The sequence below is a fragment of the Nosocomiicoccus sp. HMSC059G07 genome (assembly GCF_001815515.1).
In the GTDB taxonomy this organism is placed as follows: Bacteria; Bacillota; Bacilli; order Staphylococcales; family Salinicoccaceae; genus Nosocomiicoccus; species Nosocomiicoccus ampullae_A.
The window spans coordinates 24,121-46,715 of record NZ_KV820838.1 but is presented as its reverse complement, the minus strand read 5'-3'; the positions used below and the strand labels follow the sequence as shown (position 1 = coordinate 46,715).

The window sequence follows — 22,595 nt, the reverse complement described above, 5'->3', positions numbered from 1 at the left end:
CTATTTTATATATATTAAATCCTTTTTGACTGAACTTTTCTTCATACTCAGTTCGAATGTTATCCTCATCTTCATCTGCATGTAAATCTAAGTTTAATTCTAGAAATTCCGTTTTAAAATTATTTAATGAAACTAAACTATATTCAAATAAACCTCTATTATCCGTTTTAAATTGCAATACTCCATCATCTTTTAATATAGATTTATATTGTTTTAAAAATGATTTATACGTGAGACGTCTCTTTTCGTGACGGTTTTTAGGCCACGGATCAGAGAAGTTTAAATATATTTTAGACACTTCATCTTTATTAAAATACTCGTCTAATAGATTCGCATCATATAAAAGCAGACGAACGTTTGTCAGCCCCTCTTCTAACACTTTCTCTAAAACACGAATGAGTACGTTTTTCTCAATTTCAATTCCGACATAGTTAATATGTGGATTTTGTTTTGCAAGAGTCGTTATAAACTGACCCATTCCAGTACCAACTTCGATATGAATGTCGTTATCATTACCAAAGTACTCTTTAATTTTTGTTTTATATGTACCATCTACGTCGACGATATGACTATTTTCAGTTAAATAGTCCATCGCCCATGGCTTGTTTCGCATTCTCAATGTACTTACCTCTATACCATCATATCTTTCTCTAAAATATCATTTAAAAAAATAATCCAATGGTTCATTTCTTTATATCTTTTACGGTCTTCGTACCACTGAATCATCGTTAAACATTGAATGAGTGTATACCACTTCATACGCTGTCTAAAATCATGATCGAGTGATTTTCCGTATTTAGATAACCAATTTTTCCAATCTTTAAAATCGACATACGTATATAGAATCATTCCGATATCGATTGCAGGGTCGGCGATCATCGCACCTTCCCAGTCTACTAAAAATAGTTCGTCTTCATCAGATAACAACCAGTTTTGATTATTGACATCTCCGTGACATACTCTACAAAATTCAGAATCGATATGTGGAATTTTATTATTTAAATATTTGATCGCTTTTCTTACTGTTTTATGCGCGTTAATTTTTGGTGAAAGTGAGGATTCGATTCTGTTTAATAATAATTCTGGTAACATCGGTTGCATCCCGAGACGCTCTAGCGTGTTAAGTAATTTATCCGATGAATGAATTTTACGCATAAGTGAAGCGACACGGTCAGAGTTCATTTCTTCATCGGTTAAACATCTACCGTTTTTCCAATGTTGAGCTGTAACAACTTCGCCTGTTTCGATACGTTTTGTCCAAACGAGTTTAGGTACGATTCCTTCTACTGATAGCATCGTAATAAACGGGCTTGTATTACGTTTTAAAAAGAATTTGTCGCCATTAATCTCTGCCTTATACGCATCGCTAGACGAGCCACCAATAGGGTCTAACGTCCACCCTAGCTGATAAAAATGCTCCACCGTGTTCACCTCACTTTCTCTTCATAAACGTTTCATTAAAAAAAGCGCTAAGTAAATTTTTTAATTAGCGCACGATTAGTTGTATTTAAAATACTATCCACTTTTATAACTAAATTCAAGGTAAAAATGACGCTATATTTTGCCAACTGCTGTTATATCTTAATTAATAAGTGCTTAAGCGACCAATGTTATAAATGTTATTTTTTTGTTAATTAAAGTTAAGTTTTGTTAAACGAATGTACGTTCTGATTTAACACATTTTAAAAAATTAATAAAAATAGACAGACCGATCGTCTGTCTATTATAAATATTATTTTTCTAATTTACCGTTTACAAGAATTTCATATAGTGCTTCTAAATAAATCGTTGTCGCTAATAAAAGTTCTTCTACTTTCATTTGCTCATTCGCTTGGTGCATTGTATCTTTTGTATCTTTAAACATCGCACCGTACGCTACACCATTTTTTAGTACACGCGCATACGTTCCACCACCGATTGTGAATGGTTCAGTGTCATCATCGACATGTTTACGATATGTTTCAGTTAACACTTTAACGAGCGGAGAATCTTTTTCGACATAATGCGGCACTTGATCATTTACGTTTTCGATTGAAACACCGTATACTTCTACATCGTTTTTAAGTGCATTTAGTGACGCTTTAAAGTCCATTCCCATTGGATAACGTAAGTTCACACCGAAATAACTTTTATCGTTTAAATCATAACGAATGATTCCTGTGTTGACTGATGTTTCACCCATTTCGTCATGGTTAAAGTCCATTTCAAATAATTTACCGTCATAATTATCTTCAATATATCTATCGTAAAATGACACGAACTTATGTGCACGTGCATCGATTGGAATAACTTTTAAGAAACGTAGTAATTCTATTCCTGCGTTTTTACCTTCAAGTGGTGTTGAACCGTGTGCACTTTTCCCGAACACAGTAATATTTACTTTGTTGCTGTCTTCAATGAAGTCACCTTTTAATTGCATCTCATCTAAAAACGATTCAAATGACTGTTTTAATTTTTCAACATCTTTTACAGTTAAATTCGCCGTCGCTGATTCAGGTACCATATTGTATCGATCACCTGACGTGAATGTATTTAGTACAATATCTCCATACGCATCGTCATCGCTTTTAAACACGATGTCAAACGTCGTAATACCCTTTTCACCATGAATGACTGGAAACTCAGCATCTGGTGCAAATCCTGAATCTGGCATTTCTTCATTTTTAAAATATGCATCTGTACATAACCAATCAGACTCTTCGCCCGTACCTATGATTAAACGCACACGCTGATTTAATGGTACTTCAAGATCTTTTAAAATCTTCATTGCGTAATAAGCTGCGATAGTTGGTCCTTTATCGTCTTGGACACCGCGCGCATAAATAATATCATCTTTAATCACCGGTTCAAACGGATTAGAGTCCCAACCTGTTCCAGCGGGAACGACGTCAACATGTCCGAGAATACCGAATAGCTTTTCACCGCTACCGAGTTCAATATGGCCTGCTAAATTATCGACAACTTTCGTATCCATTCCGTCACGGTCACCTAAAGAGAGCATGTACATTAACGCTTCTTTCGGTCCCTCGCCGACAGGTGCACCCGGCTTAGCTTCTGTACGAACACTTTCAATTGAAAGAAGACCGTTTAAATCCTCGAGTATTTTATCTTTATACTGATTTACAATTTCATTGAAATTCATACAACTACTCCTTTCTATTTGTAATTATTATACTAAATAAAAGTTCTCACACAATAAAAAATCCTTTAGCACATGCTAAAGGATGAGAATTATTCTTTATTCATTAACGTTAAAACAAAGAATAGTATATAGCTAATTAATAAAACTGATCCACCGATAATATAAATGATGAGTGATACAGTATCCGGGAAACTAAATGGATTCACAAATTGGAACCACATGCCGAGTGTTAACCCAACAGTTCCAATAATTGCCGTCCATACATGTAACTTCGCAAGGAAACTTTCTTTTTGATGAAATACTCTATAATACATCGCGAAAGAAAATAAACTTAGCCATCCGACGACTAAAATATGTGCGTGGATCGGTCGAAGTTCATAACCACCAGAGCCCGCCATATGTGCACCCATAAATGCACCCATCAGTCCAAAAGCTGCAGAAAATCTTAATAACGTTTTACTATAACTCTTCATAATTGCCTCCAAATGTTGTTTTACCTTTATTTCAAACTATACATAGTGAATATGAACGCAATATGAATTGGATTTTTGTAAATTGGATGAGGGCAGTGCTAGATTGGCGTTGGATCGTTGAGTTATAACCTTTAAAGTGTATTAGTTCATCTTATTATGGATATAATTAACAAAAAAATTTAGATTTTGTTAGATATATCGATTTATCTAACAAATTTAGGTCCTGTGCCTCAATTTTTGTTAATTATAATTTTTTATCTAACATATTTCGCGCATGTGATCCGATTTTTGTTAAATATCCTAATATATTTAACACTTTTTCATTTTCAAAGTCTATTTTTGTAAATAAGGATGAAGAGCCAGCTATTTAGTTATTATTACGGTTATCATTAAAAGCAATTTTACTCTTAAACAGATATAAAACACTTTATCCAAAATATAATTAACAAAAAAATTTGGATTTTGTTAGATATATCGATTTATCTAACAAATTTAGGTCCTGTGCCTCAATTTTTGTTAATTATAATTTTTTATCTAACATATTTCGGGTCTTCGATCCGATTTTTGTTAAATATCCTATTATATCTAACAGATTTCAACCATAGTCATTCATTTTTGTAAAATACAACATCATTCTAGCTCAATTTATCGACTTTCCTCATAACACAACGCATTTTAAGATAAAAAACACCCTAAAACATTTGTTTTAGGGTGTGTCTGATTACTTATCTTCTTTTACGATGTGCACGTTGTGGTTACTATCGAATTTACCTTCTTCATCCACAACTTCATAGTCCTTTTTGTTGCCTTGCTTCTTGTCGTATTTATCAAATTGTTTTTCAGTATTCTTTACTGATTTTTCATTTTTGGCTTTTTGTTGCTCTTTCTTAACTTCATTTGCAGCTAATCCGCCTTCGTCTGCAAGAACTGCTTTAGAACCTTTCGTGCTCTTTTCAGCTGTAGAATCCGGAGTTGTGTACACTTCGTCCTTTTTATCTTCTACTTTTTCTTTAACTTCCTTTTTTTTTGATTCGACGTCTTCTTTCACGTCTTCTGCTTTGTCTTTAGCTTCATCGACTTTATCTTCAGCTTTAGATTTCACTTCTTCAGCTTTATCTTGAGCTTTGTCTTTCGCGTCTTCAGCTTTAACTTTCACATCTTCAACTTTTTCGTTGACTTGTGATTTTACGTCTTCTACTTTATCTGCCACTTGATTTTTAACATCTTTCGCGTTGTCTTTTAACTCATTTAAGTCTTTTGAAGCTTTGTTTTGGAAGTCTACTGCTTCATTTTTAACTTTGTCGACAGTGCCTTTTGCCTTTTCAGCAAGTTCATCGACTTTGCCACTCGCCGAATCTTGAACGTTTTTAGCATATCCTTTTGGATCTTCTTTTGCTTTTTCTATTTCACGTTTTACCACTTCTTCGTTATCTGCTAATTTTTTAACTGCGTAACCTACACCAACAACTGCTGCTAACTGTAACACTCTCTTTAATAATTTCTTCATAATAAAAAACACCTCTTCGTTGTAATTAGTTTCTCAACTATCTATTACATACCCGATGGTGTTTTTTATAAACCTTTTTTAAATTAATTTTTTTAAATCCGTTAATTCATCTTCTGTTAAGCGTCGATATTCGCCCGCTTCAAGTGTCTCATCTAATACTAGATTTCCAAACTTGACTCGTTTTAACTCGAGTACTTCGTTATTTAAATATTTAAACATTCGCTTCACTTGGTGAAATTTACCTTCTGAAATTGATAAAAGAACTTCATCCTCTTCGATGACTTCAACTTTGGCAGGTTTTGTCGTGAAGTCTTTTAACGGTATACCTGTTTCTAAAAAAGTAATATCTGACTTTGATACATCATGTTTAAGTTTACAATAGTATGTCTTAAATACTTCTTTTTTCGGACTCAGCAATTGATGACTTAACTTACCATCGTTTGTGATGATGAGTAGTCCTGTCGTATCGATATCGAGACGACCAACTGGAAATAATTCACGATACTGAGAATGATCGATTAAATCAATAACAGTCTCATGCTCAAAGCTTTCAGTCGCTGAAATCACATTTTGTGGCTTGTTTAACATAAAGTACATATATTCTTCTAATACAACTGTAAAGCCATCGACTCTAACTTCATCTTCGACTTTTACTTTTAATTTTCTGTCTTTAACGGTTTTTCCCCCTACAGTTACACGACCACTTTTGATCAATTCTCCGACTTCTTTTCTAGAACCAAAATTTGCATGCGCTAAATATTTATCGAGTCTCATAAGAATCTCACCTTACTTCGAATCTTATTTGCACGTTCACCAAGTACTCTGTCCGCCAGACCGGATTTAAATATGACCACTAAATAAATGAACGCTCCGACAATGACACACGTCGCGAGAGTTACAATCGCATTTCTTCTTATTGTAATATCTAATGATAAAACAAATAATCCATAAACGATTTCTACAGCTAGAAGCATAATTAAACTGTATAGAACGATTTCTAACATCGGTGTTAATATTTTTCTAAAACTAAATTTTCCATACTTTTTAATGATAAAGAAATTGAACATCACTCCACAAAATAGCGCAATGAGTGTTGAAATAACTGCACCAACAGTGTGGAAGTACATAATTAATGGGAAGTTTAGCGCTGCTTTAATGACTAAGACGAGTAACACTACAAGCACATTAAACTTTTGCTTCTCTATTCCCTGGACGATAGATGCTGTCATACTAAATACAGAAATCACAATACAAACTGGCGCATAAATCGTTAAAATTTTAATACCCATTTCACTAAAACTATAAAATGATGTATATAACGGCACTGCCATAATCATCATACCGACTGCTGCGGGTACGACTAATGTCAGTTGAAGTAACAACATCGTACTTACTTGATGCTCGAGTTCGTTAAACTTCTTTTGTTGAAAACTTTTCGTTATAAACGGCAAGATCGTAATTGAAAACGACACAGCTAAACTGACTGGAATCATAACGAGTTTTTGAGTCGTAATATTTAACATTCCAAACCATGCATCTTGCACGTTTGACGGTACCCCTACAATTGCCAGTGCGTTATTATGTGTCAATTGGTCAATAAACATCATCATTGGAAATGTAATACCGATAACTACAAATGGAATACCAGATAAAATAATCTCTTTATACATTTCTTTATAAGATAATGTAATACCAGTCTTATCTTCTTTAAGAGAAGCTTCAATCAATTTTTTACGTTTAAACCAAAATACTGCTAGTGTAATTATCGCACCTATTGCTGCGACAAAAGCTGCAAATACAGCGATTTGGTTCCCCTGTTGAATCGTTCCACCCATCACACGAATCACAACGTATGATCCGACTAAAACGATTGTGATACGTACAACTTGTTCTACAACTGATGAAACACTTGTTGGACCAAATGATTCAAACCCTTGGAAGACACCGCGCCACGTCGCCATAAATGGAACGACGATTACTGCAAATGCGACGACACGAATAATATTTGTAATTTCATCGTGTCCCCATACGTGCTCACCATCTGAAGATGCCGCGAGCTGAATATCAGCAATGACAGGTGCGAGTAAATACAGTACCATAAAGCAAATCAACCCAGATACTAACATAACGACAAGACTCGAACGATAGAGTTTTTGCGTCGTTTGAAATGCACCGAGAGAATTATACTTTGCAACGAATTTTGAAACAGCACCTGGCACACCTGCGGATGCGATTGAAAGCATGATAGTATAAGGTGTATAAGCATATCCGTATAGTGCTAGATTTTCTTCTCCACCCATGATGCTATAAAATGGAATGATATAAATCATTCCTAAAAATTGTGTAATTAGACTCGCTGAAGACAAGAACAGCGTACTTCTAAACATTTTTTGATTTGAATTTGACATTTAAAAACCTTCTTACATAATCATTAAGCTATATTATAATAGATTCATTCGTTTTTTTAAATCAATTGAGGTGAAACACGATGTACGATACGATAATTATCGGTGGCGGAGTATCCGGTATAATGGCCGCTGTCGCTGCAAGTGAAAACAAGCAAAAAGTCTTACTCATCGAAAAAAATAAGCAGCTCGGTAAAAAACTTCTGATTTCTGGTGGCGGTAGATGCAACGTGACGAATAACCTACCGTACGAAGAGATAATTCAAAACATACCAGGTAACGGTAAGTTTTTATACGGGCCGTTTTCTATATTTGATAACCAATCAATCATACAATTTATAGAGTCGCACGGCGTCAAATTAAAAGAAGAAGATCACGGAAGAATGTTTCCTGTTTCAAATAAAGCTAAAGATGTCTTACAAGTGTTTTTAAATTGTTTAGACAATCAACACGTCGAAATATTATTAAATACCGAAGTGAAGGAGATTCTTCATGATAATGCTTCAATCACAGGTGTTAAATTAACAGACGGCAAGACAATTAAAAGTCATAATATTATCATTACAACTGGCGGTAAAAGTGTACCGCACACTGGATCTACCGGAGATGGATTTAAATTCGCTAAAAATCTTGGGCACTCAGTGACAAACCTATTTCCAACAGAAGTGCCAATTTTAAGTAACGAACCTTTTATAAAATCTGGAGACTTAAAAGGTTTAAGTTTAAAAAACGTTAAACTATCAGTTTTAAAGAAAAACGGGAAACCAAGAATTTCTCATCAAATGGATATGTTATTTGCTCATTTTGGAATTACTGGACCTGCAGCGTTACGTTGTAGTCAATTTGTAATTAAAGAACTTGAAAAACAGAAGACAGAAACTGTTATGATGGAACTAGATTATTTTCCAGAGTTTTCGAGTCATGACTTACGACAAAAAATTGAAATTGATGTCAAAGCAAATAAAGATAAAGCCGTTCATAACGTATTAAAACAATTTATCGAAAATAGATATGTCGATTTTATGTTTAATCATTTAAAGTTAGATAAAACGATGACTGGACATAATTTTGATAACGAATCTAAAAACAAAATTTTAAATTTTTTAAAATCATTTCAATTTAAAGTCACCGGTACACAACCGATAGAAAAGTCGTTTGTCACAGGTGGCGGTGTCCACTTAAAAGAGATTGACCCAAAAACAATGGAAAGTAAAATAATAAAAGGTTTACACTTTGCTGGCGAAGTATTAGATATCCATGGATATACTGGAGGGTATAACATCACAAGTGCATTAGTTACTGGATACGTCGCAGGACAGCACGCTGGGCAAAATACAAATTAGGGAAGGTATACAATGAAAGAATTAAAAAAATCACCAAATTATTCATCTCTTGAATATAGAGAACAACATATATTACCACTCATGAAAGAAACGATGGGACGCTTAAAGTTTCTCGAATCTTCAATCGTTAAAAATAAAACGATTCAACCAGAGCATTTAAATAAACTCATTCAAAACCATGTGGAACATATGCTTCTTGCGATGAGTTACGAACAAGTCGTTTCATATCGTATCAATGAAGATAATGAAGAGATACCGTTAGATGACTATTACGCAATGCATGCGCTTTTCAGATCGACACCCGATAAATTTGGCACATATAACTACACAGATGCACAAAAAGATATTCATGAAAAAGTACTACGCTCATTAGATGAGTATGTTGAAAGAGAAACACATATCATTAAAGCATTACCTTTTGATCATAATGAGTATTACGATGGTCTAGTGAAGGTGCTCGATCACCTCATAAAAAGCAACATTTTAATTTTATCTAAAGTGTTAAATAAAAAATTCCGTACCGAAGCACTAAATCATTTAACGACGAGTGTCATCGAACAGCTATTTGTGTATACAGAACTCGAAAATCCATTCATTACAAGTTATGCTCAATACAGTCTCGCTTTCTATGATCAATCATTAAAACAACAAATGCTTAATGCTGAAATCAAAGAAGATTAACTTTAGCAAAACCTCATCATTGTATGAGGTTTTTTAGTTTATGCTAAAAATTATTTTCTTTTACTTAATGATGCAGTATAATGAAAGTGATTACATAATTATTAGGAGTGATACTATGTTGACAACACTACTCCCCTTTCTCATGATGACTGCTTTGTTTATCGGTATCGTATATTTTAAAAGGTTTTTAGTTAGAAAAATTTAGCCCTGCCTTCATAATTATTTTGGAGAATAAAATTTAAAAAGAAAAAAACTGCGTCACGATAAAAATCGTAGACGCAGTTTATATTTTAATAACGAACTATTTTAATTCGCCACTATATTTACAAGTTTTCCAGGTACGACGATCACTTTTCGAACCGTTTTACCTTCAATTGCTTCTTTTACCTTTTCATCGTTTAATGCAATCTCTTCTACTTGTTCTTTACTTAATGTTGGATCCATCATAATACGTGCTTTTGGTTTTCCGAGTACTTGTACGAGTACTTCGACTTCATCTTCGACAAGCTTTGACTCGTCAAATGTTGGCCACTCTGCGTACGTAATTGTATCTGTTTCACCAAGTTTTTCCCATAACTCTTCAGAGATGTGTGGTGCGATTGGTGATAATAGTTTTACGAGACCTTTCGCATAATCTAGTGACACTTCATCGACTTTATACGCTTCATTTACGAATACCATCATTTGAGATATTGCCGTATTAAAATGCATATTATCATAGTCTTCTGTCACTTTTTTAACTGATTCGTTGTACACTTTATCGAGTTTAGGCGTTTCTTTATCGACAACCGTTTCTTTTACATTGTTGTCCTCGTCAATTAATAATCTCCATACGCGGTCTAAAAATCGTCTCGCGCCGTCTACACCTGTCGTTGTCCATTCTACTGAGGCGTCTAACGGCCCCATAAACATTTCATATAGACGTAAAGTGTCTGCTCCGTGGCTTCTTGTAATGTCATCTGGGTTTACGACGTTACCTTTTGATTTAGACATTTTTTCGTTACCTTCACCGAGGATCATTCCTTGGTTAAATAATTGTTGGAATGGTTCTTTTGTTGGAACAACACCAATGTCATATAAAAACTTATGCCAGAATCTTGCATATAGTAAGTGAAGCACAGCGTGTTCAGCTCCACCAACGTATAAGTCAACAGAGAGCCAATGTTTTAATTTTTCTGGATCTGCAATTAACTCATCGTTCGTTGGATCAATGTAACGAATGTAATACCAGCAAGACCCTGCCCACTGTGGCATCGTGTTCGTTTCACGACGACCTTTAACACCATCTTCACGAACTACAGTTAGCCACTCTTCATTGTTAGCAAGTGGTGATTCACCTGTTCCGGAAGGCTTGATTTCGTCCATTTTTGGAAGTTCTAATGGTAATTCACTTTCCGGTACTGCAGTTGAAGTTCCATCTTCCCAGTGGATAATAGGAATTGGCTCTCCCCAGTAACGTTGTCTAGAGAATAGCCAGTCACGTAATTTGTACGTTACTTTTGCTTCCCCTACTTTTAATTCTTCTAACTGTTCGATTGCTTTTTGAATCGCGTCTTCGTTATTTAATCCGTCTAAAAATTGAGAGTTTACGTGTTTTCCGTCACCAGTAAACGGGAGTTCTTCGTCACTATCTACAACACGTTTAATATCTAAGTCAAACTTTTTAGCAAATTCATAGTCTCTTTCGTCATGTCCAGGAACCGCCATAATCGCACCTGTTCCGTACGACGCAAGTACATAATCTGCTATGAAAATTGGCATCGATTCGCCACTAAATGGATTCACAGCATAGCTTCCAGTAAATACACCTGTTTTATCTTTTTGAAGTTCTGTACGTTCTAGATCTGATTTATGAGATGCTTTTTCAACATACTCTTCGACAACAGATTTTTGATCATCTGTCGTAATTTTTTGAACTAAATCATGCTCTGGTGCAAGCACTGCATACGTCGAACCAAATAACGTATCTGGACGTGTCGTAAATACTGTAAATGTTTCTTCAGTGTCTTTAACATTAAACGTCACGTGTGCACCTTCAGAACGGCCAATCCAGTTTCGCTGCATATCTTTTAATGATTCAGGCCAATCTAAATCGTCTAAATCTTCGAGTAAACGATCTGCATACTCTGTAATTTTTAAGACCCATTGACGCATCGGTTTACGAATTACTGGGTGTCCACCACGTTCAGATAATCCGTCGATGACTTCTTCGTTCGCAAGTACTGTACCAAGTGCTGGACACCAGTTTACAGGCACTTCATCAACATACGCGAGTCCTTTTTCATATAGTTTGATGAAAATCCACTGTGTCCATTTGTAATAATGCGGATCTGTCGTGTTTACTTCACGGTCCCAGTCATATGAGAAACCGAGCTCTTGAATTTGACGACGGAAGTTATCGATATTCTTATTGTTAAACTCATGAATATCGTTTCCTGTATCTATTGCGTACTGTTCAGCTGGTAATCCGAACGCATCCCACCCCATCGGATGAAGTACGTTATATCCATTCATACGCTTATAGCGCGCTAAAATATCAGTCGCTGTATACCCTTTTGGGTGACCGACGTGAAGCCCAGAACCTGAAGGGTACGGGAACATATCTAGCACATAATATTTCTCTTTACTAAAATCGCTCGTGTCCGTTTTAAATGTTTTGTTTTCTAGCCAATAATCTTGCCACTTTTTTTCAATTTTACGATGATTAAATGACATTTTCTTCCTCCTATATAAAAATCCCAATGTCAAAAGACATTGGGACGATCTATTAGACCGCGGTACCACCCGCATTCACATCATTGTGCAACTTCATTTAGAATTTTAGTTGTAATTAATGGACGAGTTCGTAAATTTTTGACGTTAGTTTTCACCAGCCACTAACTCTCTAAAAGTCATACGTTTACTACTATTTCCTAAAGTTATTATAATTCGTTTAATTATTTTTTGCAAACTTCTTTTCTAAATAAAACGACATCTTAAAATCTATATATTAGGCTATAATATATTAAGTAATATTTTGGAGGCCGTTATGCTAAATAGAGTTTTAGATCAAAGTAAACAGTTCGCTTATGATATACTTCACCCTCACTCGATCGCGGTAGATGCGACATGTGGCAATGGAAATGACACTTCATTTTTACTAGACCATATTTCAAAAGGTAAAGTATACGCATTCGATATACAAAGTGAAGCGATTGAATCGACGAAAGAAAAAATCGCCCATCATAAAAATCTAGAACAGCTCACTCTCATTCATGATAGCCATGAGAATGTTTTACAGTATGTCGACAAACATATCGACGTCGCCATGTTTAACTTAGGTTTTTTACCGAAAGCTAACAAAACAATTACGACACTTTCTCATTCAACAATCACTGCTATCGAAGCAATACTATCAAAGTTATCCGTCGGCGGTCGTATTATTATTACGATTTACCATGGCCATGAAAATGGAAAAGATGAAAAACGCGCAGTCTTATCATATGCAGAAAAACTCGACCAACACTTTTTTAACGTTTTAATGTATCGTTTCATCAATCAAATAAATGATGCACCTTTTATTTTAGTCATTGAAAGAAGACGATCTAGCCCATGAATCCGATGCGATGTTGAATATCATCTAAAAATCGTTCGAGATGATAAAACGGCACGCTTATATTTTCTCTTTGGAAAATACCGTGTTCTATATTATTCAGTCGGACGATTTTTAAATAACCATTGTCCACTTTTTTTATGATATTTACATTTCGGTCCACATCAATGATGTCATTCTCATTTGAATGGATACATAGTACATCTACATGAATTAAATCCATATCATTTTCTATATTATTCATACGTTCGTTGATTAAGCTATACCAATGATAACTCACTTCTTCAGTAAGTAGTTCGTCTTTAGAATAACGCTCTAACCATTTGTTATCTGATGTAAAACTCGACAAATCGACACCAAGTTTAAATTTCGATTCGTCTCTCGATAAGCGAATTGAGGATTTTAGTAGATTTTTACGGTTTATAAACGACTGTTTAAACGTAAATAATGGATTTAAAAATATAGCACCATCAATTTGTATCGACTCTTCTTTTAATGCTTCAGCTAATATGAGTCCACCTAAACCTTGTCCGACAACGATTACTGGTAGTTCATATCGATTGGCTACATCTACCCATTCTGTGAGACGTTCGATATATTGTTTAAAATCTTCGACATGTCCTTTATTCATACGTGTCGTTTGACCTTGGCCTGGTAAATCTCCCATTAACACATGGTAGCCAATACTATTAAATTTTGAAATTAGATCGATGTAATACTCATGGTGTTCAATCATGTCATGTAATATTACAATAGTTCCTTTTGCTTTATTTTCAATTTCCCATTTCCACATAATTTTCCTCCTTACATATTGTAAAAAATTTGATATTATATAATTATAACAAAGTTAAAGGACGCGTTTATAATGATATTAAACTATAAAGAACACGTTCCAAAAATTCATGATAGCACTTTTATTGCTCAGAATGCTACAATAATCGGTGATGTTGAAATCGGTGCACACTGTTCTGTTTGGTTTGGTGCGGTAATACGAGGTGACGTTGCGCCAGTCAAAATTGGAGATTATACAAATATCCAAGATCAATCGGTCCTTCATCAGTCTCCTAATATGCCACTCACTATAGAAGACAATGTCACAATTGGGCACAGAGTGACGTTACACAGTTGTACAGTTAGAAGTGGTGCGTTAGTCGGTATGGACTCAACGATATTAGACGGTGCAGTAATTGGTGAGAACGCATTTATTGGTGCAGGTTCACTCGTTACTTCAAATACTGAAATACCACCGAATAGCCTAGCATTCGGCCGACCAGCAAAAGTGATTCGACAATTAACGGATGAAGACATACAAGAAATGACACGTATTAACGCAACATATGTCAATCATATTCCGCATTACAAAGGGTAGTTCTTATTATTTTTATATTTTATACATTTTGGAGGAATTTTTAATGGCAGTTTTACGCGACTTTTTTATTGGTTTATCTCAAATTAAACCAGTAAACGATGCAACGAAGAAAATGGGATTACGTTTTGGTGCTCAACACGTTGTCGGAGGAACAAAAACAGACGACACTGTTGAAAAAATCCGTCAACTAAACCAAAAAGGCTTATCTATTACAGTTGATAACCTTGGTGAATTTATTGAAGATCGTGCTCAAGCAGAAATAGAAAAAAATCTAATTCTCGACATGATTGATGCGATTCATAAAAATCACTTAGATGCACATTTTTCAGTTAAATTAACACAACTTGGTTTAAACCTTGGAGATGACTTCATCTTACAAAACATGCGTGAAATTATGGAAGCTGCTAAAAAAGCAGATAACATGTTCGTAAATATCGACATGGAGAACTACGCTTCTAAAGAAAAAACGTTTTTTGTTTTAGATGAGTTATTAAAAGATTACGACAATGTCGGTACAGTGTTACAAGCATACTTATTTGATAGTATGGAAGACGCTGAAAAGTACAAGGATAACCGTACGCGCTTAGTTAAAGGTGCTTACAAAGAAGATCCAAGTATCGCATACCAAAGTAAGAATGATATTGACAACAACTACTTTGATTTAATTAAATATCACTTAACTCACGGTAAAGGTTTCACTTCGATTGCAACGCATGACCATAACATTATTAACCGCGTGATTGATTTCGTTGAAGCGAATGACATTTCACACGATTCATTTGAATTCCAAATGTTATACGGATTTAGAAACGATTATCAACTCGAATTAGTTGAAGAAGGCTACAACATGACAGTTTACGTACCATACGGTAACGACTGGTACGCATACTTCATGAGACGTCTTGCAGAACGCCCTCAAAACTTAAACTTGCTCGTTAAATCAGTAACGACAAATAAAAAGTTCAAAGTCGGTGCTGCAGCTGCTGCGGCAGTCGGTGCTGGAATCGCAGTAACAAAATTATTCAAAAAATAATATAATAAAGGATACGGATCTTCCGTATCCTTTATTTATTAGGTGAATTTTATGAATAAAAAAAGAATGTTTTTAGTATTTCTAGGTGGTACATTAGGCGGACTCTGTCGATTTAGTATTGATACTACCCTTCAATATTTTGACAGTTTCTTTATGATTTCTACAATCACCGTCAATTTAGTCGGTCCATTTTTACTCGGACTCGTATACAATCGTTTTAATGATACTCTTTATGCATCAATATTTATAACTGGATTCCTCGGATCATTTACGACGTTTTCTACATTGACTGTACATCTTACAATGACTTTAGAGTATAATGTCCTCTCGTTTTATATCTATTTATTATGTGCAATGACATTTGGTTTCGTGATGTTTTTAATCGGAATAAAAGTGCAACAGTTAGTTGGTGAGCGCCATGTTTAAATTACTGATAATTATTTTACTTTCTGGAATTGGCGCTGTCGTTAGAGACATGATATCTATACATATGCCTAAATCATTATATGGCACACTAATTGTCAATATTCTCGGCGCATTTTTAGCAGGCACAATAATTCGTAGTCAGTTTATTAATGGAGAGTATTATGATTTAATGATGGTTGGATTTTTAGGCGGTTTTACGACATATTCTGCTTTTACAAAAGATCAATACGAATTGTTCAAAGAGAAACAATATATCAAACTTTTCCTATACACACTAATAATGTTTTCACTTACGTTGTGTGCATTTTTTGTCGCATTATCAATCAATATTTTAAATTAAAAAAACTCACGGAAGTATTACACTTTCGTGAGTTTTTCAATTAAGGATTTAGTCGCATTAGTGATTCTGCGATTTCATCTAAATCTTTTACTGTATATTGGAAACGACCTTGGAAGACGTGTTTATTGAAGTAGTCTTCAAGTTGTTCTGTTCCTACGATTACTTTCGCATTGCTATCTGTTGCGTAGTTCATAATCGTATGACCACCGTTATCTTTCGGGTTAAAGTAAATAATAGGTACGACGTCAAACTGTAATTTTAATACGTTTCTCAGTTTTTCAGCTGTCATCTCAGTATCTTCGATCGTGTTGTTGTAATAATTTACAGCCACTTTTTCATCGTTTTCTTTTTCAAATATTAACGTTTGTTCTTTGTTTGGATCTAAGTTTAACAGTTGGAAAATCCCTTCTAAATAAGGAATCTCATCGTACTGTTCTTCAGTCACACCATGTAAAATATGTCCGCTCCAATATTTTGAATCGATTAAATAAATACCTGTGCGCGTTAATACTAAGTGATCAATCTTACGCGTGTTCGTATAATTTCTAGATGGTAAATAAATATTCGACAGAATGTACATATCAGACTCGCGAATTCTCTCTTCTGTGACGAGTTTATTTTTAAAGTTTAATAGTGCTAAATCTGTTAAATATTCACCTTTATCAACAGTAAATTGTTGGATACTTGATAATTTATTGTTTAAAAGTGTTGTATCTTCTAAATATTTTTCATTTAAGTGAGACACTTCTTTTTTATGTGCCATGCGTTCATCTTCTTGATTTTTAACATAGCTTTCGATGAGTGTTTCTTCTTTCTTTTTATATAATCTTTCATTTTCTTCAACTTCGTTACGATGTTTCACGTAGTAAATTAAAAATGAAATAATAACTATAAGTAACAAAGCTGCAACGATAATAAATAGAGGCTCTGTTAGTATTTCTGTTGACATAAAACTCACTTTCCTTTCAATTAACTTTGTTAATTATACCAATAATTTAAATAGAAATAAAATTAAAACAGCTCATGATGAGCTGTTTTACTAATTAAGATATGATTTTAAAGTATCTACTTTATCGAGTGCTTCCCATGGGACGTCGATATCGTGACGACCGAAGTGTCCGTAACTTGCTGTTTGTTTATAAATCGGACGCTGTAAATCTAACATTTCAATAATACCATCTGGAGTTAACGTAAATTCATTGCGTACTGCGGCTGCAATTTTTGAATCTTCGATTTTACCTGTTCCAAATGTATTTACTGAAATCGAGACAGGTTCAGCAACACCAATCGCATATGATAACTGAATTTCACACTGTTTAGATAAACCACTTGCAACGATATTTTTAGCAATGTAACGCGCTGCATAAGCTGCAGATCTATCTACTTTAGTTGGATCTTTTCCACTAAATGCTCCCCCACCATGTCGTGCATAACCACCGTAAGTATCGACAATAATCTTACGTCCAGTTAATCCTGCATCTCCATGTGGTCCACCGATAACGAATCGACCTGTCGGGTTAATGATCATCCGAGTATCCTCGTCGATGAGATTTTCATCAATAACATAATCGATAACTTCACGCTTAATATCTTCTTTAATTTCACTATGTGCGACTTTTTCATCGTGTTGTGTGGATAAGACGATTGTATCTACACGTAACGGCTGATTATTTTCATCGTATTCGACAGTGACTTGAGTTTTTCCATCTGGTCGAAGGTAGTCTAAAACATGCGTTTTACGTACTTCTGTTAGACGACGCGCGAGTTTATGCGCTAAAGTAATTGGAAGTGGCATAAATTCCTCAGTTTCGTCTGTCGCGTAACCAAACATTAAACCTTGGTCACCTGCTCCAGTAGTTCCGCTCTCTTTTGATTCGTTATCCCCTTCTCCATCAACTCCTTGAGCAATATCGACTGACTGCTCATCAATTCCTGTTAATACAGACATCGTTTTATAATCATATCCGTATTCAGCATTCGTATAACCAATTTCTTGTACCGTGTTTCTAACGATTTTAGGAATGTCGACGTACGTAGACGTTGAAATTTCTCCAACGATCATTGCAAGACCAGTGTTTACAACAGTCTCACATGCAACACGTGCATCTTTATCGTCTTTAATAATCTCGTCTAAAATCGCATCTGAAATTTGGTCTGCAACTTTATCTGGATGACCTTCTGTTACAGACTCTGACGTAAATAATCTACGTTCCATTATATTTTCTCCTTAAAATATATTAGCTATCTCTTTCGATAAAAAAAGCCTTTTCTCACACATAGAGAAAAGGCCACCCTTTTCTCTTATCGTTCAGAAATCATTATTTCTGCAACCTTTAGCACCATTCTTCTACGTTAGAAGGGGTTGCTGGGCTTCACAGGGGGTATTCCCTCCACCGACTCTTGATAAGAGATAACTTGTTTACTAGAATACACAACATCAATGAAATTATCAAGTACTTTTAAAACATATCGCGATTCGGTGGAATCTTTTAGTATCTTGTATTAAAATATTAGATGATAAACAAAATTTGGAGGAAATTTATATAATGTCAAACTCTGTGAAAAGAATCGAAGCACTTGTACAAAAAGATTCAACAAACAATCAATTATCACGTGCAGAGCTTGTAGAAGCCGCATCTAGAAGAAAAGAAGGTAAAATTGCATCGAACGGTGCATTCACTGCAACTACTGGTAAATATACAGGTCGTAGCCCTAAAGACCGCTTCATCGTTGAAGACGATGTGACAAGAGACACTGTAGATTGGGGAGAAGTAAACCAACCAATTAGTGGTGAAGTGTTTGATGCACTACTCGACAAAGTGTTAGATCACTTAGATAGTAAAGATGAATTATACGTATTTAACGGATATGCAGGTGCAGATACGGATTCACGTTTAAACATTCGTGTCGTAAACGAATTCGCATGGCATAATTTATTCGTAAAAGCTTTATTTATCGATCCAGAAACAAAAGAAGAAGGTTTAAACATTACACCTGACTTTACAATTGTTTCTGCACCATCATTTAAAGCAGACCCATCTGTAGATGGTACGAACTCTGAGACATTTATTTTAGTTAACTTTGAAAAACAAATCGTTTTAATCGGTGGAACTGAATACGCTGGAGAGATGAAAAAATCTATCTTCTCTGTAATGAACTACCTACTTCCTCAAAAAGGTATTTTAAGCATGCACTGTTCAGCAAACGTCGGTGAAAATGATGATGTAGCGTTATTCTTTGGATTATCTGGTACTGGTAAAACAACACTTTCAGCAGATCCAGAACGTGGTTTAATCGGTGACGATGAGCACGGATGGAACGAACACGGTGTATTTAACATCGAAGGCGGTTGTTACGCAAAAGCAATAAACTTATCTGAAGAGAAAGAACCTGAAATTTACCGTGCAATTAAATTCGGAAGTGTATTAGAGAACGTTATTTTAGACGATGAAAGAGATCCAGACTACGATGATAATTCTCTAACTGAAAATACACGTGCAGCGTACCCAATTAAACACATCGACAATGCGGTATTACCATCAAAAGCTGGTCACGCGAAGACGATCGTATTCTTAACAGCTGACGCTTTCGGAGTACTCCCTCCAATTGCGAAATTAACAAAAGAACAAGCAATGTACCACTTCTTAAGTGGATTCACATCGAAACTCGCAGGAACTGAACGCGGAGTAACATCTCCTGAACCAGTATTCTCAACGTGCTTCGGTGCACCATTCTTACCATTACATGCATCAGTATATGCAGATAGACTCGGTGAATTAATCGATGAACACGACGTTTCAGTTTATCTTGTAAACACTGGTTGGACTGGTGGAGAATACGGTGTTGGTGAACGTATGAACTTAAAATACACTCGTAAAATGGTTTCAGACGCTGTTGAAGGTGAACTTAAAAACCATGAGTTTGTTACTGATGAAACGTTCGGTTTACAAATTCCAACTGAAATCGAAGGCGTTCCTAGCGACGTATTAAACCCTAGAAAAACATGGGCAGATAAAGATGCTTACGACAAAGTAGCTGGTCAACTGATTGACTCATTTAAAGAAAACTTCAAAAAATTCGGTGATGATGTAAAAGAAATCGCTGAAAAAGGCGGATTCTAAACTCCGCATCATAATATAAAACGCACATTGATTATTTAATCAATGTGCGTTTTTCTATATAGATACATTATACAATCATCTTTAAGTAATCGACTTTTATCGGTTTCTTTTATTTCTTCAACGGAGTGAAACAATATCGGACCTTTCGTTTCTAAATAGTCACTTTTTTCTTCTATATCAGATAACTCTACACGATAGACCGCTTTATAAAACGGTGTTGTTTCGTGAACTTTATACGTCCCGAGATACTCGACAGTTTTAACGACTCCCCCAGTCTCTTCAAATACTTCCCGTTTTAACGCTTCTATAATCGTTTCACCCGCTTCTACTTTTCCTCCTGGGAATTCAATACCACGTGTTTTATGTCGAGTAAAGACATATTTATTATTATAAATTGGAATTGCAAGACAATGTGTCGCTTCAATTGATTCATCAAAAAACAACTCTACTACATTACCATTGTCATCTATAAACTGCTTCATCTGCTCACCTCAATTGAAATTAAAGTTGCTATTCTGTTATATTAAATTTAATAAGAAAAGATGGTGCACATGAAAAAAATAATCTTACAAATGATTCGCTTTTATCAGCGGTATATTTCACCTATGTCTCCCCCATCATGTCGATTTTACCCGACGTGTTCTCAATATGCGATTGAAGCGGTGGAAGAACACGGTGCATTTAAAGGGAGTTATTTAGCTATTCGCCGTATTTTAAAATGTCATCCGCTTCATAAAGGTGGATTTGACCCTGTCCCTCCTAAAAAGAAGAAGTAGATGTTGTGATATACGCCTCTCGGTTTAATTTTCTAGAAATTTTACCAGATGGCGTATATTTTATTTCTTTAACGACTATAATTTCTTTTGGATGCTTATAACGTGCTAAATGTGTGTTAAAAATATTGATGAGTGCTCTCTCATCAATATTTTCCTCAATGAGTAAAACAGGAACTTGTCCCCACTCTTCATCTTCTTTTTTAACAACAACACACGTTTTTAAATCTGTATATTGTAAGACGATATCTTCGATTTCTTTTGGATAAATATTTTCTCCACCACTAATAATTAAATCATCTCTACGATCTAATATATATAAATATCCACCTTTAACTTCGGCGATATCTCCAGTATTAAAAAAGCCATCTTCTGTAATCATTTCAGCATTTAAATATCCACTCGTGACATTTTCACCTTTAACGAGCAACTCATTATTCTCATTGACACGGATATTTTCATTGGTTTTACCTACCGTACCCGTTAATATATTGTCATCATCATAGGATACAATAACAATTTGAGAACACGTTTCTGTCATACCAAAACTATTAAATACCGGTAATTTAAATTGAAGTGCCTCGTTTAGTAATTTAGGTGTCGTATTTGCTCCACCCATTAAAATCGCTTTTAAGCGAGATAAATCCGTGCTATGAATCATTTTGTCGTTCATAATCCGAGATAACATAATCGGTACAAATGACGTATGTGTCACTTTATAGCGTTCAATATCATTTAAAACGTGTTTAGAATCGAATCTATTATGGATAATTAACGTACACCCTGAAATTACTGCACGCATTAATATCGAAAAGCCCGAGATGTGAAATATCGGATTGACCATGAGCCATGTACTATTCTCATCATAATTTAACCCATTCATCGCATTTATATGAGACGCATAATGGTTTAAATACGTTTGAGTCACGGCTTTCGGTCGTCCTGTCGTCCCACTCGTAAACATGATTGATAATATATCATCATCATTTGCTTCAACCTCTTCATATGATGCTTTATCGTGCTGTATGATTTCTCTATAGTAGATGACGTTTACGTTCACTTTATTTAAAACGTCTGAGTCAATCGTTGAAAAAATTGTATCGACATTAACGTCCATTAGTTGATTGTTAATTTCTTCAGATGAAAGACGTGTGTTCACCATGACGATTTCGATATGACGCTCAATTAAACTATGTATTAAAATCGCACTATCTACACTGTTATCTATAAATAACCCAACTCTTTTAATGTTAGGAATTCTTTGAGAGAGATCGTGTACTTTATCTTGTAATTGTTTATAAGTTAAATGTAAGTCTTCGTAAATGACCGCGATCTTTTCCGGATAATTTTTTGAATTACGGTGAAGCCAGTGATTCAATATAAACACTCC

The 22,595-nt window shown here is 34.9% G+C and carries 22 protein-coding genes and 1 riboswitch; of the genes, 9 read left to right on the top strand and 13 right to left on the bottom strand.

The features are described from left to right. The 7 genes from trmB to HMPREF3029_RS05290 form a co-directional block, all read right to left on the bottom strand. The coding region (gene trmB / locus HMPREF3029_RS05320) for a tRNA (guanosine(46)-N7)-methyltransferase TrmB (RefSeq protein ID WP_070710090.1) at nt 1-619 on the bottom strand (619 nt) is incomplete at its 3' end. Between the two features lie 11 nt (nt 620-630). Beyond that, complete coding sequence (locus HMPREF3029_RS05315) at nt 631-1,422, bottom strand: phosphotransferase family protein (RefSeq protein WP_040928500.1); 792 nt, start codon at nt 1,420-1,422, stop codon at nt 631-633. 310 nt (nt 1,423-1,732) lie between these two features. Then, nucleotides 1,733-3,142 carry a dipeptidase PepV gene (gene pepV, locus HMPREF3029_RS05310; protein WP_070710089.1) on the bottom strand — a complete coding sequence of 470 codons (1,410 nt, stop codon included), beginning with the start codon at nt 3,140-3,142 and terminating at the stop codon, nt 1,733-1,735. Between the two features lie 89 nt (nt 3,143-3,231). Beyond that, complete coding sequence (locus tag HMPREF3029_RS05305; RefSeq protein ID WP_180953402.1) at nt 3,232-3,615, bottom strand: hypothetical protein; 384 nt, start codon at nt 3,613-3,615, stop codon at nt 3,232-3,234. A gap of 721 nt (nt 3,616-4,336) precedes the next feature. Further along, the gene (locus tag HMPREF3029_RS09235; protein ID WP_070710088.1) at nt 4,337-5,122 is read right to left on the bottom strand and encodes a hypothetical protein; all 786 of its coding nucleotides are present in this window, start codon (nt 5,120-5,122) and stop codon (nt 4,337-4,339) included. 78 nt (nt 5,123-5,200) lie between these two features. Next, complete coding sequence (locus HMPREF3029_RS05295; RefSeq protein ID WP_070622826.1) at nt 5,201-5,896, bottom strand: pseudouridine synthase; 696 nt, start codon at nt 5,894-5,896, stop codon at nt 5,201-5,203. Continuing rightward, nucleotides 5,893-7,530: a putative polysaccharide biosynthesis protein gene (locus tag HMPREF3029_RS05290; protein WP_070710087.1), complete on the bottom strand. Its 1,638-nt coding sequence runs from the start codon at nt 7,528-7,530 to the stop codon at nt 5,893-5,895. The genes HMPREF3029_RS05295 and HMPREF3029_RS05290 overlap by 4 nt, the downstream gene beginning before the upstream one ends. 80 nt (nt 7,531-7,610) lie before the next feature. On the opposite strand from HMPREF3029_RS05290, the gene HMPREF3029_RS05285 reads away from it, so the two are divergent. Together HMPREF3029_RS05285 and HMPREF3029_RS05280 are read left to right on the top strand one after the other, a co-directional pair. Then, entirely contained in the window at nt 7,611-8,870 is a 1,260-nt protein-coding gene (locus HMPREF3029_RS05285; protein WP_068130759.1) for a BaiN/RdsA family NAD(P)/FAD-dependent oxidoreductase, read from the top strand. Nucleotides 8,871-8,882: 12 nt separating this feature from the next. Next, nucleotides 8,883-9,551, top strand: a complete 669-nt coding sequence (locus HMPREF3029_RS05280) for a hypothetical protein (protein WP_070710086.1) — start codon at nt 8,883-8,885, stop codon at nt 9,549-9,551. 306 nt (nt 9,552-9,857) lie between these two features. Here the strand turns inward: HMPREF3029_RS05280 and leuS are convergent, their stop codons facing one another. Further along, nucleotides 9,858-12,266, bottom strand: a complete 2,409-nt coding sequence (leuS, locus tag HMPREF3029_RS05275; RefSeq protein ID WP_070710085.1) for a leucine--tRNA ligase — start codon at nt 12,264-12,266, stop codon at nt 9,858-9,860. A gap of 313 nt (nt 12,267-12,579) precedes the next feature. Between leuS and HMPREF3029_RS05270 the strand changes: the two genes are divergently transcribed. After that, on the top strand, nt 12,580-13,146 hold the full coding sequence (locus tag HMPREF3029_RS05270; RefSeq protein ID WP_070622831.1) for a tRNA 5-(aminomethyl)-2-thiouridylate-methyltransferase MnmM: 567 nt from the start codon (nt 12,580-12,582) through the stop codon (nt 13,144-13,146). On the opposite strand, the gene HMPREF3029_RS05265 is transcribed toward HMPREF3029_RS05270, so the two are convergent. Beyond that, nucleotides 13,136-13,936 (bottom strand): alpha/beta hydrolase, encoded by an 801-nt coding sequence (locus HMPREF3029_RS05265; RefSeq protein WP_070710084.1) that lies wholly within the window; start codon nt 13,934-13,936, stop codon nt 13,136-13,138. The genes HMPREF3029_RS05270 and HMPREF3029_RS05265 overlap by 11 nt on opposite strands. Before the next feature lie 72 nt (nt 13,937-14,008). Between HMPREF3029_RS05265 and HMPREF3029_RS05260 the strand changes: the two genes are divergently transcribed. Genes HMPREF3029_RS05260 through HMPREF3029_RS05245 form a run of 4 tightly spaced genes read left to right on the top strand, consistent with a single transcriptional unit; the run spans nt 14,009 to nt 16,311 of the window. Beyond that, the gene (locus HMPREF3029_RS05260; protein ID WP_070710083.1) at nt 14,009-14,512 is read left to right on the top strand and encodes a gamma carbonic anhydrase; all 504 of its coding nucleotides are present in this window, start codon (nt 14,009-14,011) and stop codon (nt 14,510-14,512) included. A 43-nt stretch (nt 14,513-14,555) separates the two neighbouring features. After that, nucleotides 14,556-15,545, top strand: a complete 990-nt coding sequence (locus HMPREF3029_RS05255) for a proline dehydrogenase family protein (protein WP_070710082.1) — start codon at nt 14,556-14,558, stop codon at nt 15,543-15,545. A 51-nt stretch (nt 15,546-15,596) separates the two neighbouring features. Continuing rightward, nucleotides 15,597-15,971 carry a fluoride efflux transporter FluC gene (locus HMPREF3029_RS05250; RefSeq protein WP_070710081.1) on the top strand — a complete coding sequence of 125 codons (375 nt, stop codon included), beginning with the start codon at nt 15,597-15,599 and terminating at the stop codon, nt 15,969-15,971. Continuing rightward, the gene (locus tag HMPREF3029_RS05245) at nt 15,964-16,311 is read left to right on the top strand and encodes a fluoride efflux transporter FluC (RefSeq protein ID WP_068130734.1); all 348 of its coding nucleotides are present in this window, start codon (nt 15,964-15,966) and stop codon (nt 16,309-16,311) included. Before HMPREF3029_RS05250 ends, HMPREF3029_RS05245 begins: the two co-directional genes overlap by 8 nt. A 40-nt stretch (nt 16,312-16,351) precedes the next feature. Here the strand turns inward: HMPREF3029_RS05245 and HMPREF3029_RS05240 are convergent, their stop codons facing one another. Beyond that, nucleotides 16,352-17,260 (bottom strand): nuclease-related domain-containing protein, encoded by a 909-nt coding sequence (locus HMPREF3029_RS05240; RefSeq protein WP_070456920.1) that lies wholly within the window; start codon nt 17,258-17,260, stop codon nt 16,352-16,354. A 90-nt stretch (nt 17,261-17,350) separates the two neighbouring features. After that, the gene (gene metK / locus HMPREF3029_RS05235) at nt 17,351-18,526 is read right to left on the bottom strand and encodes a methionine adenosyltransferase (RefSeq protein ID WP_068130728.1); all 1,176 of its coding nucleotides are present in this window, start codon (nt 18,524-18,526) and stop codon (nt 17,351-17,353) included. An 83-nt stretch (nt 18,527-18,609) separates the two neighbouring features. Continuing rightward, nucleotides 18,610-18,721: riboswitch (SAM riboswitch) on the bottom strand. A gap of 136 nt (nt 18,722-18,857) precedes the next feature. On the opposite strand from metK, the gene pckA reads away from it, so the two are divergent. Beyond that, nucleotides 18,858-20,432, top strand: a complete 1,575-nt coding sequence (pckA, locus tag HMPREF3029_RS05230) for a phosphoenolpyruvate carboxykinase (ATP) (RefSeq protein WP_070710080.1) — start codon at nt 18,858-18,860, stop codon at nt 20,430-20,432. A gap of 35 nt (nt 20,433-20,467) precedes the next feature. On the opposite strand, the gene HMPREF3029_RS05225 is transcribed toward pckA, so the two are convergent. Then, nucleotides 20,468-20,914 (bottom strand): NUDIX domain-containing protein, encoded by a 447-nt coding sequence (locus tag HMPREF3029_RS05225; RefSeq protein WP_070710079.1) that lies wholly within the window; start codon nt 20,912-20,914, stop codon nt 20,468-20,470. A 69-nt stretch (nt 20,915-20,983) separates the two neighbouring features. Between HMPREF3029_RS05225 and yidD the strand changes: the two genes are divergently transcribed. Then, nucleotides 20,984-21,208 (top strand): membrane protein insertion efficiency factor YidD, encoded by a 225-nt coding sequence (gene yidD / locus HMPREF3029_RS05220; protein ID WP_070710078.1) that lies wholly within the window; start codon nt 20,984-20,986, stop codon nt 21,206-21,208. Here the strand turns inward: yidD and menE are convergent. Then, nucleotides 21,192-22,583 carry an o-succinylbenzoate--CoA ligase gene (gene menE / locus HMPREF3029_RS05215; RefSeq protein ID WP_070710077.1) on the bottom strand — a complete coding sequence of 464 codons (1,392 nt, stop codon included), beginning with the start codon at nt 22,581-22,583 and terminating at the stop codon, nt 21,192-21,194. The genes yidD and menE overlap by 17 nt on opposite strands. Nucleotides 22,584-22,595: the final 12 nt, after the last annotated feature.